We start from the raw sequence: 14,289 nt of genomic DNA on the forward strand, positions 1-14,289 counted from the left end.
CTCTTATTTCGTTAATTCTATTATAAAAAGGAGAAAGGTCCTTTTCCTTTTAATGTGCGAACAAAATAGAAAAGCATGTGACATTCTTGTCACACGCTAATGACGGCTGCAAAATCATTTCTTTTTGGGAATGTTAGGGTAAAAGTTGTTTCAGTGTGAGTGATTGACTGTGCTTCAATATCGATCAGAAGCGGTATGGCTGCTTTTTTAGCCAAATACAGCCCCATTCCTGTAGCCGCATGGTCATGATGGTTTACAGTCGATGTGAAGCTTTTATCGAATATGCGGGGCAGGTCCTTTGGATCAATGCCCCGGCCGAAGTCTTTCACCTCAAGCCTCGTTTGAGCATTTTGCTGAAAGCTTTTAATGATAATGTCTGATGCCTCGCTGTATTTCACCGCATTCGTTAGTATCTGTCTAATAATAAATGCTAGCCATTTCGCATCACTAAGGACTTCTTTTTGCTCAAGTTGAATGTCAAAACCAATCCCTTTTTGAATACACCATGCTTGAAGGGTTTTAATTTCACTGAAAATCACGCTTTCCAAATCAACCGTTTCAATGTACAAATCATTTTCGATAAAAGGAATCCGTTTTTGATGCAGCTGCTGGTCAAGCAAAAGGTGAATCCGCAGCCATTCATATGTCAAATGAGTTTTCAACACATCGTCATCTATGCGTTCGATCATTAAATGCATGGCAGTAAGCGGAGTCTTCACTTCATGAATCCAAGATAGCAGTTCATCTTTTTCCTGTTCATGCAAAATTCTGTTATGCAAAGCATCTTTTTTCAGCGCCTGTGCCTGTTCGCTTAGCGCCTTTTCAACCAATTGTTCAAATGGGCTTTCCGGAGCTGGAATGCTTGATAAATCAAGGTTGTTTTCCCGTTCCTCCAGACTTCTATAAAAAGCAGTTTCTATATTGTACCGAACGGCTAAGAAGACAATAAAAGAGACCATGGAAAGAAAAACAATATACAGGACTGACTGTACGGGTATTGCTGAGTCAATGAAAGCGATAAAGAGTATAAAAAAATGGATCATTATAAAAAACAGAATCCAGCTGCGGCGCTCTTTCAAGAAACGGCAGATCATCCCGTTTCCTCTTCTGCCGCAAGATATCCCTGACCTACTTTTGTCTCGATAAAACGGCCAAGGCCAATCTCATCCAGGCGCTTCCGCAGTCGATTGACATTCACTGTTAATGTATTGTCGCTTATGAAGCGTTTATCATCCCACAGGCTGTTCATAAGTTTGTCTCTGGTGACAATTTTGTTTTTTTGTTCAATCAATAGTTTGAGAATGAACATTTCATTCTTTGTCAGTTCAACGGAGCCGGTTTCATTTGTAACCGTATTTCTCTCATAATCAACCGCAGCATTGCACCAGGTTTTCAAACTGACCTGCTCGGTATTGTAATTGTATACACGGCGGAGAATCGCTTGGATTTTAGCAATCAGCACATCAAAGTGGAAGGGTTTTTGAACAAAATCATCGGCCCCAAGCTGCATGGACATGACCATATCCGTCGGATGATCGCGCGAGGACAGAAAGATGATCGGCACATTCGAATGGGACCGGATCATCCGGCACCAATGAAAGCCGTCGTATTTCGGCAGCTGAATATCAATAATGACCAAATCGGGTTTCACAGCTGAAAATTCCTGCATGACTTTATTAAAATCTGTTATACCATAGACATCATAAGACCACTGATTTAATCTTTCCTTGATTTCATTAAACAAGGTTAAATCATCTTCAATTAAAAGAAGTTTGAACAAGAGTTTCACCACACTGTCTGCTTTCTAGTAGTTCAAGTTTATAGCAAAAAATGGTCATTTTCCAGCTGAAAAAAAGACACCCTTCACAAAGGTGTCAGAATAAAAAGGATCATTAAGCAGAAGCATTTACCTCAGCCAGAACAGTCCGTTCCCTCTTCCCATGCAGAAAATAATAAAGAACAGAACTCGCAAAAACCACAAAGCCCAAAATCACATACAGAGTACTGTAGCCTGTCACCGGAATGACAAAACCAAGCAGATAAGGTCCGAAACCTAAACCTGCATCAAGAAAGATAAAGAAAGTCGAGGTGGCAAGTCCCATACGGTGAGGAGGCGTTAATTTTACCGCAATTGCCTGTGTCGTTGATTGCATGTTTCCGAATCCAAGACCGATCAGCACTCCGGACAGCAAGAAAACGAAGCTTGTGCTTGCCGTGCTGAGAAGGAACATACCTGCTCCAAACAGGAGGAAGGCAGGATACATAATGAAATTTGCCCCTTTTTTATCCATTAAACGGCCGGTAAAAGGACGGGATGCCAATACAGCCGCGGCATAGACGATGAAAAAGAAGCTTGCTGTGCTGACAAGATGAATGTCCATCGCATAGAAATTAATAAAGGAAAGGACACTTGAATAGCAAAACGCCACTGCAAGTGTAATAAATGCGATCGGCAAAGCTCTCGGCTCAACAAAATTTGAAAGTTTGAATCCTCGTACTTCTGTTTTTTTTACTGAACCATCAAGCGGGGGAACATACAAGAAAAAAGCAATGATTAAACTAATGACACCCAATGCAACGCAGAAGGTAAAGATTGTTTGAAAACTTGCATGCTGACTCAAGTACAGCCCGATGAAAGGGCCGATGGCTGTTGCAAGAGTTGCACTCATGCTGTAGTACCCGATGCCTTCCCCTTTTCTCGAAGCTGGAATAATCTGTGCTACTATTGTTCCTGTTGCTGTACTCGCCATACCCAGTGTAATTCCATGAACAAGACGGTTAAAAAGAAGGAAGCCAAGGCCAAATTCAAAGAAATAAAAGGCTGTTGTCAGGGTAAACAGAATAAGACCCGTATACAATATTTTTTTTCGGCTGTAGGACACAATAAGCCGTCCAATGAAGAGTCGTCCAATTAATGCACCTATAATAAAAATTCCGGTTACAAGTCCCGCCTCACTCGTAGAGGCGCTGTATTCATCCACTGCAAAAACAGCAATAGTCACCATTAACAAGTAAAAAATTAATGTTAAGAAAAAATTGATGGACGACACGACAATAAAGTCTTTCGTCCATAGTTTGGATGTTGTCTGATTCACGTTTTTGCCACCTTACTCTCTAATATTGTTCCGAATATCTCCCATGATCCGGATTACCTCAAGCTGTTCTTCTTCTGAAATACCTTTTAAAATTTCCTGCTCATATTCATCGATTGTTACTCGAACAATCCCGTATAACTTTCTCCCATGGTCCGTAAGCTGCATTCTCTTTTCACGCTTATCTTTGCCGGGTATATGTTCTACATATCCCAATTCCTCTAGGCGGCTGATGGTTCTTGTAACGGTAGGCTTTTCAACACTTTGATAATCAGCAAGCTCAACAAGCGTAGCTGTTCCGTAATTCCATAAATAATGTAAAACAGACCATTGAGCTCTGTATAAATCGTGTTTGGCAAGCTCCATATTCAGTCTGTTTTCAAAAGGACGATATAACAGCAGAAGCTGCTGAAAAAATTTTTGATAGGTTTTTATAGGAAACACCTCATTAAATAAATAGTTACCCTTGATAACAGTTACTCTAGGTAACTAATATACCAGAGAAAGAAACGAATGTAAACCAGACTGTTTCATTTCCTTATTGACACAAAACGGGAATATATGTTATTTATTTAGTGGGTTAGCACTCTCAGATGCAGAGTGCTAAAAGGATATCTTGAAAGGAGAATAACAAAATGGCAAAAATGCAGTTTAAAGCAGAATCTAAGAGATTATTAGACATGATGATCAACTCAATTTATTCTCAAAAAGAAATCTTTTTGCGCGAACTGATTTCTAATGCAAGTGACGCAATTGATAAAATCTATTACAAGGCTTTAATAGATGACAGCCTGTCATTTGATCAAAACCAGTATTACATAAAAGTAAGCGCAGACAAGGAAAAGCGTACTCTGACGATTGCCGATACAGGGATCGGGATGACAAAGGAGGAGCTTGAGAACAACCTTGGAACGATTGCCCAAAGCGGCTCACTTGCTTTCAAAAGCGAAAATGAATTGAAGGACGGACACGATATTATCGGCCAGTTCGGGGTCGGCTTCTACTCTGCGTTCATGGTGGCTGATGAGATTACGGTTACAACGAAGACTATCGGCAGCAGCGAAGCGTACAGATGGCACTCTGATGGCGCAGACGGATATACGATCGAGCCTTGCGAAAAAGACGAGGTCGGTACAAAAATTGTTTTAAAAATCAAACCAAACACAGATGACGATTCCTATGATGAATTTCTTGAAGAGTACCGTCTGAAGTCAATTATTAAAAAATACTCTGACTTCATTCGCTACCCGATTAAAATGAATGCAACCGTAAACAAGAAAAAAGAAGACAGCGAAAATGAATTTGAAGAGATCGTGGAAGAGCAGACCGTAAACAGCATGGTACCGATCTGGAGAAAGAATAAAAACGAGCTGACTGAGGAAGATTACGAGAATTTCTATGCAGAAAAGCACTACGGATTTGATAAGCCTCTTAAGCACATTCACATCAGTGTAGACGGGGCTGTGCGCTACAACGCCATCCTCTATATCCCTGAGCAGATTCCGTATGACTACTACTCTAAGGAGTTTGAAAAAGGGCTTGAGCTATACTCAAATGGCGTTCTGATCATGGAAAAATGCCCGGACCTTCTTCCGGACTATTTCTCATTTGTAAAAGGTATGGTCGATTCAGAAGATCTGTCCCTCAACATTTCAAGGGAGATCCTTCAGCAGGACCGCCAGCTGCAGCTGATTGCCAAGAATATTAAAAACAAGATTAAGAGCCAGCTGCAAACCTTGCTGAAAGATGAACGCGAAAAATATGAAACATTCTACAACTCTTTCGGAAGACAGCTGAAATACGGGGTGTACAGTGATTTTGGAGCGAACAAAGAAGATCTTCAAAACCTTCTGATGTTCTATTCTTCTAAAGAGAAAAAATTGATCACGCTTGATGAGTATGTTTCAGCGATGCCTGAGGATCAAAAGTACATTTACTATGCAGCAGGCGAAAGCACAGAACGCCTTGAAAAGCTTCCGCAAAAAGAAGTTGTGGCAGATAAAGGCTACGATATTCTGTATTTTACAGATGAAGTCGATGAATTTGCCATCCGCATGCTGATGACGTTTAAGGAAAAAGAATTTAAATCGATTTCCAGCGGCGACCTGGGTATTGAAGCAAGCGACAACGAAAAGAGCACAGAGACAGAAGAGCAGGATAACAAAGAGCTGTTCGAAGAAATGAAGAAAATCCTTGCCGGAAAGGTAAAAGACGTTCGCATTTCCAAGCGTCTGAAAAGCCACCCTGTCTGTATCGCAACAGAAGGCGAAGTCACAACAGAAATGGAAAAGATTTTGAAGGCTATGCCGAACAGCCAGAACATTAAAGCCGAGAAAATCCTTGAAATCAACAGCAGCCACGATGTCTTTGCTTCACTAAAAGATGCATTTGCAAATGACAAGGAAAAACTTGCGCTTTACACAAACCTGCTGTTTAACCAGGCTCTTCTCATTGAAGGACTGACAATCGAGGATCCGGTTGAGTTTACGAACGATATTTGCAAGATTATGGTATGAAAATAAAAGCAGGCAGGGACCATGTGGTTCCTGCCTGCTTTTTTGGGATTGAAGTTTTTCATAGCACATATCAAGTTTGTGTATAGCACAGGCATTAAGGAATTAAGGCTTAGAAGCGGCGTCAATCATCGGAATGGAACCACTTTTAAAGGATCAAAGCCCAAAAAGTGGCGTCAAACGCCGTAATGGAACCAATTTTAATGGATCAAGCCTTAAAAAGCGGCGTCAATCACCGTAATGGAACCACTTTTAAATGAGCAAGGTTCAAAAAGTGGTGTCAATCACCGGAATGGAATCACTTTTAAAGGAGCAAAGTTCAAAAAGTGGAATCAATCACCGGAATGGAACCACTTTTAAAGGAGCAAGGCCCCAAAAATGGCGTCAATCCGGGGAATTTACCCTTTCTTAAGAACCGCACCTTCAAAAAAGATCATCAATCAGGTCCCAAGCTGCCGTTTCCTATTTCGGATGCATCTTAAATTTCAAAAACAGCTCATTATAATAAGCCAAATTCTTTTTGCCAAGGTTCTCATACACTTCCAGTTTTTCCGTCAGCTCAGGCGGCGGATAGAAGCGCTCGTCGTTTACCATATCTTCAGGCAAGTATTTTAAGGCTTCTTTGTTAGGTGTTGAGTAGCTGACATATTCGGTGTTTACTGCGGCCACCTCAGCATCCAGCATGAAGTTAATGAACTGATGGGCTGCTTCCACATTTTTAGCTGTTTTCGGGATAACCATGTTATCGAACCATAAGTTTGAGCCTTCCTCAGGAACGACATACTCGAGATCTTCATTTTCATACATGATCTCGGATGCAACCCCAGACCATACAAGCCCAATTGCTGCTTCCTGATTTTCCAGCAGCATCCGGCTTTCATCTCCAACCACCGCTTTGACATTTGGAGTGAGGGAATCAAGCTTTCGTTTTGCTTCCTCTAAATGATCCTTATTCGTATCGTTAAGTGAATAGCCGAGGCTGTTGAGACCCATTCCCATGACTTCTCTTGCCCCGTCAATCAGCAAGATCTCATTTCGCAGATCGGGATCCCAAAGGTCATTCCAGCTCGAGATTTTTTTTCCGTCTATCATTGTTGGATTATAGACGATGCCGACGGTTCCCCAGAAATAAGGAATGGAATATTTATTTTCAGGGTCAAATGGCAGATCCATAAACCGGTCATCAATATTTTTCAAGTTTGGAAGTTTTGAATGATCCAAAGGGATAAGTAAATCTTCCTGTCTCATTTTATCAATCATATATTCAGAAGGAACGGCAATATCATAAGTCGTTCCGCCCTGTTCAATCTTTGTCATCATCGCCTCATTGGAATCAAAGGTTTCATAGATGACTTTAATGCCTGTTTCTTTCTCAAAGCGGTCAACCAGATCGGAATTGATGTAGTCTCCCCAGTTAAAGATCGTAAGCGTGTTGCCGCTTGAGTAGCCCTGTGAAGAGTTTAATTCGGATACAGCATACAAAAGGATGCCTGACACGAGAATAATCGCGAAGAAAACGCGGACCAGCTTCTTCATTTTCTTACCCCCAATCCGCTTTGCTTATTTCGCAGTGTGATGAAGTAATACACAATTACAAGCAGGACTGTGAAAAGGAAAAGAAGAGTTGATAGAGCATTGATATTCAATGAGATTCCACGGCGTGCGAGAGAATAGATCTCAACTGACAGCGTGGTGAATCCATTGCCGGTTACGAAAAAGGTAACAGCAAAATCATCAAGCGAGAAGGTCAGTGCCATAAAGAATCCTGCAAAAATACCCGGTGTGATAAATGGCAAGGTCACTTTAGTCAGGACATTCCAGCTGCTTGCACCTAAATCTCTTGCTGCATCAAGCAAGGTAGGGCTCATCTCCATCAGTTTCGGCAGAACCATCAGGACAACGATTGGAACACTGAATGCAATATGAGATAAAAGAACCGAATAAAACCCAAGCTTGATTCCGGCCATCGTAAACAGGATTAAAAAGGAAGCACCAATAATAACGTCAGGGCTGACAATCAACACATTATTTAGTGATAATAATGTGTTTTTGGTTTGTCTGCTTTTAAACGAGTGAATGGCCAAAGCTCCCAGTACCCCAATGATTGTAGAAAAAAGGGCAGATAATAAAGCAATCACCAGTGTGTTCAAAACGATAATAAGCAGTCTGGTATCAGTAAAGAGTTCTTTGTACCAATCCAATGTAAATCCTTCGAAATTGTACATCGTTCCGCCGCTGTTGAACGAATAATACACAAGGAAAAAAATAGGCGTATAGAGAATGAGAAAAATCAAAATTAAAAAAATCCTGGATAAAGGGGATATTTTTTTATCCAACTTACATACCCCGCTTTCGATTTCCGGTTAGGAAGATAATCAGAAACATAAAAATAATCAAGAAGACAGCTATTGTCGACCCCATACCCCAGTCCTGCGTCACAAGGAAATGCTGTTCAATCGCAGTACCGAGTGTGATCACTCTGTTTCCCGCAATCAATCTTGTCAGCATGAACAGGGAAAGTGCAGGAATAAAGACCAGCTGGCAGCCAGCTTTGACGCCATCAATCGTAAGCGGAAAAATGACTCTGCGGAAGGCGGTCCAGCTGGATGCTCCCAAATCACGCGCTGCATCCAGCAAGGTTGGATTTACTTCATTCAATGAATTGAATATAGGCAAAATCATAAACGGTATAAAGATATAAACCGATACAAAAATGAAACTAAAATCGGTGAACAATAATTGCTGCGAACCAATGCCGATTGCTTCTAAAAAGCTATTAGCCACTCCATAAGTGCCGAAAATTCCTAAAAAAGCGTAGGCTTTTAACAATAAATTAATCCAGGAAGGGACGATAATCAGCAGCAGCCAGAGGTGCTTATGCTTTGTAAAAGTCAGCAAATAAGCAGTCGGGTATGAAATAAGCAGGGAAAGAGCTGTTATCAAAAAAGCATACCAAAATGAACTTAACGTCATTTTTAAGTAAACAGGAGTAAAGAAGTTTTGATAATTAGCAAACGAGAGATTTCCCTCTATATCAATAAATGAATAATAAAGAACAAGAACAATTGGTGCGATTACAAATAGAACAATCCAAAGAGCATATGGCACCATATATAAATTTCGGGTCAGTTTATTTTCCATGCTCTTCTCCATCCGTATAGGACTCTAGACGTTTGTCGAATTCTTCCTCAGTCTCCCCGAAACGCATAACGTGAATGGCTTCCGGATCGAAATAAAGGCCAATTTCATCTCCAACTGTTGCTTTTTTTGTAGAATGAACAAGCCACTCATTTCCATCCTGGTCATAGCTGCTGATTTCATAATGAACACCGCGGAATAGTTGAGAATCAACTCTCACTTGGAGCTTTCCTCGATCTTGAGAAGTAATTTCCAAATCCTCCGGCCGGATGACAATCTCAACTGGCTCGTTAGGATTTAAGCCCTGATCGACACATTTAAATTTCCTTCCTGTGAATTCCACAAGATAATCTTCAAGCATCGTCCCTTTTACAATATTTGATTCACCAATAAAATCAGCAACAAATCGGTTGATCGGCTCGTCATAAATATCTGTCGGAGTACCGCTTTGCTGAATTTTCCCTTTGTCCAAAACAAAAATTTCATCTGACATAGCGAGCGCTTCTTCTTGATCATGTGTCACGAAAATAAATGTAATTCCGAGTCTCTGCTGAAGTTCCCGCAATTCATACTGCATTTCGGTACGAAGCTTTAAATCCAATGCAGATAACGGTTCATCAAGAAGAATGACTTCCGGTTCATTCACAATCGCCCTGGCAATCGCAACCCGCTGGCGCTGACCGCCTGACATTTCCCTGATTTCACGTTTTTCATATCCATCTAGATTAACAAAGTTCAATGCTTCCTTCACTTTCAATGTTACTTCTGCATTGTTCATTTTTTTAATTCGCAGCCCGAATGCTACATTTTCAAACACATTTAAATGAGGAAAAAGTGCATAATCCTGAAAAACGGTATTTACTTGGCGTTTGTTCGCAGGAACATCGTTTATTTTTTTCCCATTAAAAAGAATTTCCCCTTCAGAAGCTTCAGTAAATCCGGCAATCAGCCGCAAAATCGTTGTCTTCCCGCATCCTGAAGGGCCAAGAAGTGTATAGAATTTGCCGCGCTCGATTTCAAAACTGACATGATTGAGGACGGCAGGATCATTGTCATATTGTTTTGTAACCTGCTTAAACTGAATAATTGTGTTTGTCATATCATTCTCCCTTTTGTGTTCCTTCTATTTTATAATCTGCAGCCAAACCTTCATTTTGGAAATAATTATACATGAAAGGCTCACTGAATACTAAGTCTGAAATCCGATTCAGATTCATATTTTTAAAGCCGCAGCGTATTCTTGATGAGGCTTTTCTCTCATTAATCAAAACGGAATTTATCTATTTTTAATTGAGTAGAAGTGAGATTTTGGGAATAGTAAGTTTGTCACATTAAAATCTAGTATAGGAAGGTGTTTTTTATGTATCAAAACAAGAAAAAATTAAAGTTAAGAAAGACAGTCATAACTCTCTTTTTGGGGCTCGTGCTTCTGTTCAGCATGCCATTAGCAGGATCAGCAGTCGGGAAAGGAGCGCATGGTGCTGATGTATCAGTTATTCAAGGAATGCTCAAATCTGTCGGCAGCTACCCTGGGAAAATCACAGGGAATTATGACAAGGTAACGGTTCAGGGAGTCAAGTATTTTCAAAAGAAACATGGACTTCCGGTTACAGGTTCTGTTGATGACAAAACGTTTCAGTCTATTCTGTATGCTTATGCCAAGGTGAAAAATCTTTCAAACGGAGGAGCAGGTCAAGGCGGAGGCCAAGGTGAAGGAGCAGGCCAAGGCGAAGGAGCAGGTCAGGGCAGAGGCCAGGGTGAAGGAGCAGGCCAAGGTGAAGGTGAGGGTGAAGGTGAAGGAGCAGGCCAAGGTGAAGGAGCAGGTGAAGGAGCAGGCCAAGGTGAAGGCGAAGAGAAAGAAGTAGAAGAGGGTCAGGAGCAAGAAAAAGGTGAAGAGAAAGAAATAGAAGAAGGCAAGGAGCAGGAAAAAGGTGAAGAGAAAGAAATAGAAGAAGGCAAGGAGCAAGAAAAAGGTGAAGAGAAGGAAATAGAAGAAGGCAAGGAGCAAGAAAAAGGTGAAGGCAAAGAATTAGAAGGCGATAAGGAAAACGGAAAAAATTAATCGTTTGTCCATACTGCTTAGAGAATGTTGAAATTTTATATTGGTTAATAAATATATCGGCGGCTTCTATCTGAGATGTACAAATCAACAACTCCGCTATAGACTCAGTAAAAAAAACGCTTTGAACATCATTTGTTCAAAGCGTTTTATGTTCAATCAGCTAGTTGCTTTCTCCTCAAACAGCCTCGCAATCTCAACAATTACATCTGTTGCTTTTAGCATGTTGTCGACTGATATGAATTCATATTTTCCATGAAAATTCTCTCCGCCGGTAAAGATATTTGGAGTAGGCAATCCCATGTAGGAAAGCTGAGAACCGTCTGTGCCGCCTCTAATTGGCTCAACGATTGGCTCGATATCCAAGTTTTTCATTGCTTCGTAAGCAATATCGACAATTTCTTTAACAGGTTCGATTTTTTCTCTCATGTTGTAGTATTGATCGTTTAATTCAAGAATAATGCGGTCGCTGCCGTATTTTTCTTTCAATTCATTTACGATGGCGACCATCGTTTGTTTTTTATGCTCAAACTTTTCCTTATCAAAATCTCTAATAATATAACTTAGCTTCGAATGTTCAACATCTCCATTGAAAGAGAGAAGATGGAAGAAGCCTTCGTAGCCTTCTGTTAATTCTGGTGCTTGGTCCGCTGGAAGCTTGCTTTGTAATTCCATCGAAATTTTGATTGAATTTACCATCTTTCCTTTGGCTGTTCCAGGATGAATGTTCGTTCCTTTTATGGTTATGCTCGCACCAGCTGCGCTGAAACTCTCATATTGCAATTCACCAAGAGGTCCGCCGTCTACTGTATAGGCGTACTTCGCACCAAATGCACCAACATCAAATTTGTGGGGGCCTCTGCCGATCTCTTCATCTGGTGTAAATGCAACGCGGAGTTTCCCATGCTTGATTTCAGGATGTTTTACCAAGTAAGCCATCGCCGTCATAATCTCAGCTATTCCAGCTTTATTATCTGCTCCTAAGAGCGTTGTGCCATCCGTTGTAATAAGTGTGTGGCCCTTATAGTTTGAGAGATTTGGAAAGTCCTTTGATGATAAGGTAACATGCTTTTCTTCATTTAAAAGAATATCCCCGCCGTCATAGTTTTCATGAAGCTGCGGTTTTACATTTTTACCGGTAAAGTCAGTTGCAGTATCAAGATGGGCCAAGAAGCCGATGGCTGGAACCTGTTTCGATGTGTTGGACGGAAGGGTGGCCATCACATAGCCAAACTCATCCATACCTGCATCCTCTAAACCAATTGTTTTCAGCTCGTCCACAAGTTTTTCTGCAAGCGTCAGCTGCCCTGATGTAGACGGACAAGTTTCATTGCTTTCATTAGATTGAGTATCGATTTTTACGTAAGAAGTAAATCTTTCTATAATTTCATTCTTCATTTTTTTATCCTCCTATTTTTTATCCGCGTAATTGCTCCAAAACTACCTGCGCTTTATATCCTTCATGAAAATCAATAATCTCTGCGTTCTCGCCTTTCATCGCTTTTACAAGTTCATTTAGCAATGAATTTTCAAGGAATGGGTTTGCTTCTATCCTTTGAACAGGCTCGCCAAGCTTTCCGCCTTCAAGCTCGGACCAGTTAAGTAAAGAGAGTGTTCCATCGGTGCCATATGCTGTAAATCGGATTTCTTCATTGCCTGCAATTTGGCTCAAACCGTCAATTAATATCGGAGTGCCGTCTTCTAGTTCCAATTGAGCAAGAATTCCCACTTCACATGCATTTGGATCTTCAGGGTATTGAACGATTTTATTCAAAACATTCACTTCACCAAATATCTTTTGAATTTGCTGGATGTAGTGCACGCCGACTTCAAGCACAAAACCGCCTTGCTCGCGGCTTGCAATCCAGTCGTTTTGCTGCCATGGGCGAGGCCATTCCGAAAAATGCATTTTTAGCACAAGCCGTCTTACCTTCCCAACATAGCCTTCTTTTATAAGACTAGCAAAGGTTTTGCTTCCAGAACTATAATTCAAAGGGAAATTCATGGCATGAATGATTCCTTTTTCTTTTGCCAGTATGTATAGACTTTCTGCTTCTTCAACCCGAGTTTGCCAATGGTTTTTCACATAGAACATGTTTGTTTTTAGTGATCACATCCGACGCAATTTTGTGATGGAACTTTGGCGGGACAGTGATATATACGAGATCAATATCAGCTTCCTCCAGCATCGTTAAATAATCAGTAAAAAAGGATACCCCATTGAGCCTTTTAGATGTTTCATATGCAATTTCTTCATTTTGATCACATATAGCTGTCACTTTTATCTCAGGATGGCTTGCGAAATTCTTAATTAACCGCTGTCCAATCGCCCCTAATCCAATAATGGCTGCTTGAATCATATCATGTCACCCCTTCAATATAAAAACTGATAATTAATTATATTAAGAAAAAGGGAAAACGCAAAGTAGATTGCCAGAAATTTAATAAATCATGCGCAATGCCTGTTTGTAACGATATAAAAGGGTTAAAGTGTATATAAGATCATTTTAAGAGAGGTAACAGGATGAACATCAGACCAGTGAGTCCCATCTTCTTCAGCAAGCCGACGATTGAATTAGCACAAGCTCTGCTCGGAATGCTTCTCGTAAAAGAAACAGATGAAGGACTAGCAGCAGGTATCATTGTTGAAACAGAAGCTTATATTGGACCAGGCGATCAAGCAGCACATAGCTTTAATAATCGGAGAACAGCAAGAACTGAAATCATGTTTGGGAAAGCCGGATATACTTATACCTATGTCATGCACACACATTGTCTCGTAAATGTCGTAAGCGGAGAGGTTAATTCTCCTGAAGCCATTCTAATAAGATCAGTAGAGCCGGTTATAGGCCAAGAACTTATGTATCAACGGCGGGGTCAGGTGAAAAAAGTGCAAGATCTGACAAATGGACCAGGCAAACTGACTAAAGCTCTTGGGATTGTAAAAGAAGATTATGGACTGCCATTATGGGAAAGCCCGCTCTTTATTTCTGAAGGCGAAGCACCTGAGATGATGTCAGCAGGACCGCGGATTGGAATTGATAACAGCGGGGATGCGAAAGAGTATCCATGGAGGTTTTGGGTGAGCGGGAATCGTTTTGTATCGGGTACGAAGAAAAATAATCTTATGTGAAAAAGCTGTCTCAGACTGAGGCAGCTTTTTTGAATTTTATTTGTTCCAGCGCTCAAGCTTATGAATATTGCGAGTAAAAAGACCGGCTAGAAATCCTGGAAAACCAAATTCCTTTATCTTTCCTTTTACTCGCTCTTTCATCTCCTCTACTGTCAGCCCAGGCATTGTAAAAGAGCCATTTTGGTAACAATGGCTGCAATACTTGGTGCTTTTTGAACCATCTGCTTCAGTACCGCCCCCATGTTCATCTTTTGATAATGGCATACCGCAGCTTTGGCAATTTTTATAAGCGGCCATTTGAATTTCACCTCTAATTTTCATCTTTTCTGCCATTATCACCTAAAATATTTAAAT

Annotated in this window: 15 protein-coding genes; 3 read left to right on the forward strand and 12 right to left on the reverse strand. The window is 40.7% G+C overall.

Translation table 11 applies throughout. The annotated features are described in order from the left end of the window. Nucleotides 1-89 precede the first annotated feature (89 nt). The 4 genes from CYJ36_RS10425 to CYJ36_RS10440 form a co-directional block, all read right to left on the reverse strand. The gene (locus tag CYJ36_RS10425) at nucleotides 90-1,094 is read right to left on the reverse strand and encodes a sensor histidine kinase (protein ID WP_101567214.1); all 1,005 of its coding nucleotides are present in this window, start codon (nucleotides 1,092-1,094) and stop codon (nucleotides 90-92) included. Beyond that, on the reverse strand, nucleotides 1,091-1,780 hold the full coding sequence (locus CYJ36_RS10430) for a response regulator transcription factor (RefSeq protein ID WP_101567215.1): 690 nt from the start codon (nucleotides 1,778-1,780) through the stop codon (nucleotides 1,091-1,093). Before CYJ36_RS10430 ends, CYJ36_RS10425 begins: the two co-directional genes overlap by 4 nt. Nucleotides 1,781-1,892: 112 nt before the next feature. After that, on the reverse strand, nucleotides 1,893-3,095 hold the full coding sequence (locus CYJ36_RS10435; RefSeq protein ID WP_101567216.1) for an MFS transporter: 1,203 nt from the start codon (nucleotides 3,093-3,095) through the stop codon (nucleotides 1,893-1,895). Between the two features lie 12 nt (nucleotides 3,096-3,107). Further along, nucleotides 3,108-3,527 (reverse strand): MarR family winged helix-turn-helix transcriptional regulator, encoded by a 420-nt coding sequence (locus tag CYJ36_RS10440; RefSeq protein WP_101567480.1) that lies wholly within the window; start codon nucleotides 3,525-3,527, stop codon nucleotides 3,108-3,110. A gap of 200 nt (nucleotides 3,528-3,727) precedes the next feature. On the opposite strand from CYJ36_RS10440, the gene htpG reads away from it, so the two are divergent. Next, nucleotides 3,728-5,608 carry a molecular chaperone HtpG gene (gene htpG / locus CYJ36_RS10445; protein ID WP_101567217.1) on the forward strand — a complete coding sequence of 627 codons (1,881 nt, stop codon included), beginning with the start codon at nucleotides 3,728-3,730 and terminating at the stop codon, nucleotides 5,606-5,608. Nucleotides 5,609-6,067: 459 nt separating this feature from the next. Here the strand turns inward: htpG and CYJ36_RS10450 are convergent, their stop codons facing one another. The 4 genes from CYJ36_RS10450 to CYJ36_RS10465 are packed head-to-tail and all read right to left on the reverse strand — an operon-like array spanning nucleotide 6,068 to nucleotide 9,842. Next, nucleotides 6,068-7,141 carry an ABC transporter substrate-binding protein gene (locus CYJ36_RS10450; protein WP_101567218.1) on the reverse strand — a complete coding sequence of 358 codons (1,074 nt, stop codon included), beginning with the start codon at nucleotides 7,139-7,141 and terminating at the stop codon, nucleotides 6,068-6,070. Then, a complete protein-coding gene (locus CYJ36_RS10455; RefSeq protein ID WP_101567219.1) occupies nucleotides 7,138-7,941 on the reverse strand; it encodes an ABC transporter permease in 804 nt (267 codons plus the stop codon). Before CYJ36_RS10455 ends, CYJ36_RS10450 begins: the two co-directional genes overlap by 4 nt. A 1-nt stretch (nucleotide 7,942) precedes the next feature. Beyond that, nucleotides 7,943-8,746 carry an ABC transporter permease gene (locus CYJ36_RS10460; RefSeq protein ID WP_101567220.1) on the reverse strand — a complete coding sequence of 268 codons (804 nt, stop codon included), beginning with the start codon at nucleotides 8,744-8,746 and terminating at the stop codon, nucleotides 7,943-7,945. Next, nucleotides 8,736-9,842 carry an ABC transporter ATP-binding protein gene (locus tag CYJ36_RS10465; RefSeq protein ID WP_101567221.1) on the reverse strand — a complete coding sequence of 369 codons (1,107 nt, stop codon included), beginning with the start codon at nucleotides 9,840-9,842 and terminating at the stop codon, nucleotides 8,736-8,738. Before CYJ36_RS10465 ends, CYJ36_RS10460 begins: the two co-directional genes overlap by 11 nt. A gap of 261 nt (nucleotides 9,843-10,103) precedes the next feature. Between CYJ36_RS10465 and CYJ36_RS10470 the strand changes: the two genes are divergently transcribed. Continuing rightward, nucleotides 10,104-10,805 (forward strand): peptidoglycan-binding domain-containing protein, encoded by a 702-nt coding sequence (locus CYJ36_RS10470; protein WP_101567222.1) that lies wholly within the window; start codon nucleotides 10,104-10,106, stop codon nucleotides 10,803-10,805. Between the two features lie 156 nt (nucleotides 10,806-10,961). Here CYJ36_RS10470 and pepT read toward each other — a convergent pair whose 3' ends face one another. The 3 genes from pepT to CYJ36_RS24380 are packed head-to-tail and all read right to left on the reverse strand — an operon-like array spanning nucleotide 10,962 to nucleotide 13,162. After that, nucleotides 10,962-12,200 carry a peptidase T gene (pepT, locus tag CYJ36_RS10475; protein ID WP_101567223.1) on the reverse strand — a complete coding sequence of 413 codons (1,239 nt, stop codon included), beginning with the start codon at nucleotides 12,198-12,200 and terminating at the stop codon, nucleotides 10,962-10,964. A 19-nt stretch (nucleotides 12,201-12,219) separates the two neighbouring features. After that, nucleotides 12,220-12,888, reverse strand: a complete 669-nt coding sequence (locus CYJ36_RS10480) for a Gfo/Idh/MocA family protein (protein WP_257962449.1) — start codon at nucleotides 12,886-12,888, stop codon at nucleotides 12,220-12,222. Beyond that, a complete protein-coding gene (locus CYJ36_RS24380) occupies nucleotides 12,860-13,162 on the reverse strand; it encodes a Gfo/Idh/MocA family protein (protein WP_257962450.1) in 303 nt (100 codons plus the stop codon). The genes CYJ36_RS10480 and CYJ36_RS24380 overlap by 29 nt, the downstream gene beginning before the upstream one ends. Before the next feature lie 164 nt (nucleotides 13,163-13,326). Between CYJ36_RS24380 and CYJ36_RS10485 the strand changes: the two genes are divergently transcribed. Then, on the forward strand, nucleotides 13,327-13,935 hold the full coding sequence (locus CYJ36_RS10485; protein WP_101567224.1) for a DNA-3-methyladenine glycosylase: 609 nt from the start codon (nucleotides 13,327-13,329) through the stop codon (nucleotides 13,933-13,935). Nucleotides 13,936-13,971: 36 nt separating this feature from the next. Here CYJ36_RS10485 and CYJ36_RS10490 read toward each other — a convergent pair whose 3' ends face one another. Beyond that, nucleotides 13,972-14,268, reverse strand: a complete 297-nt coding sequence (locus tag CYJ36_RS10490; RefSeq protein WP_257962451.1) for a zinc ribbon domain-containing protein — start codon at nucleotides 14,266-14,268, stop codon at nucleotides 13,972-13,974. Between the last annotated feature and the right edge of the window lie 21 nt (nucleotides 14,269-14,289).

It is taken from the genome of Bacillus sp. UMB0893 (genome assembly GCF_002858905.1).
GTDB lineage: Bacteria > Bacillota > Bacilli > Bacillales > Bacillaceae > Bacillus_P.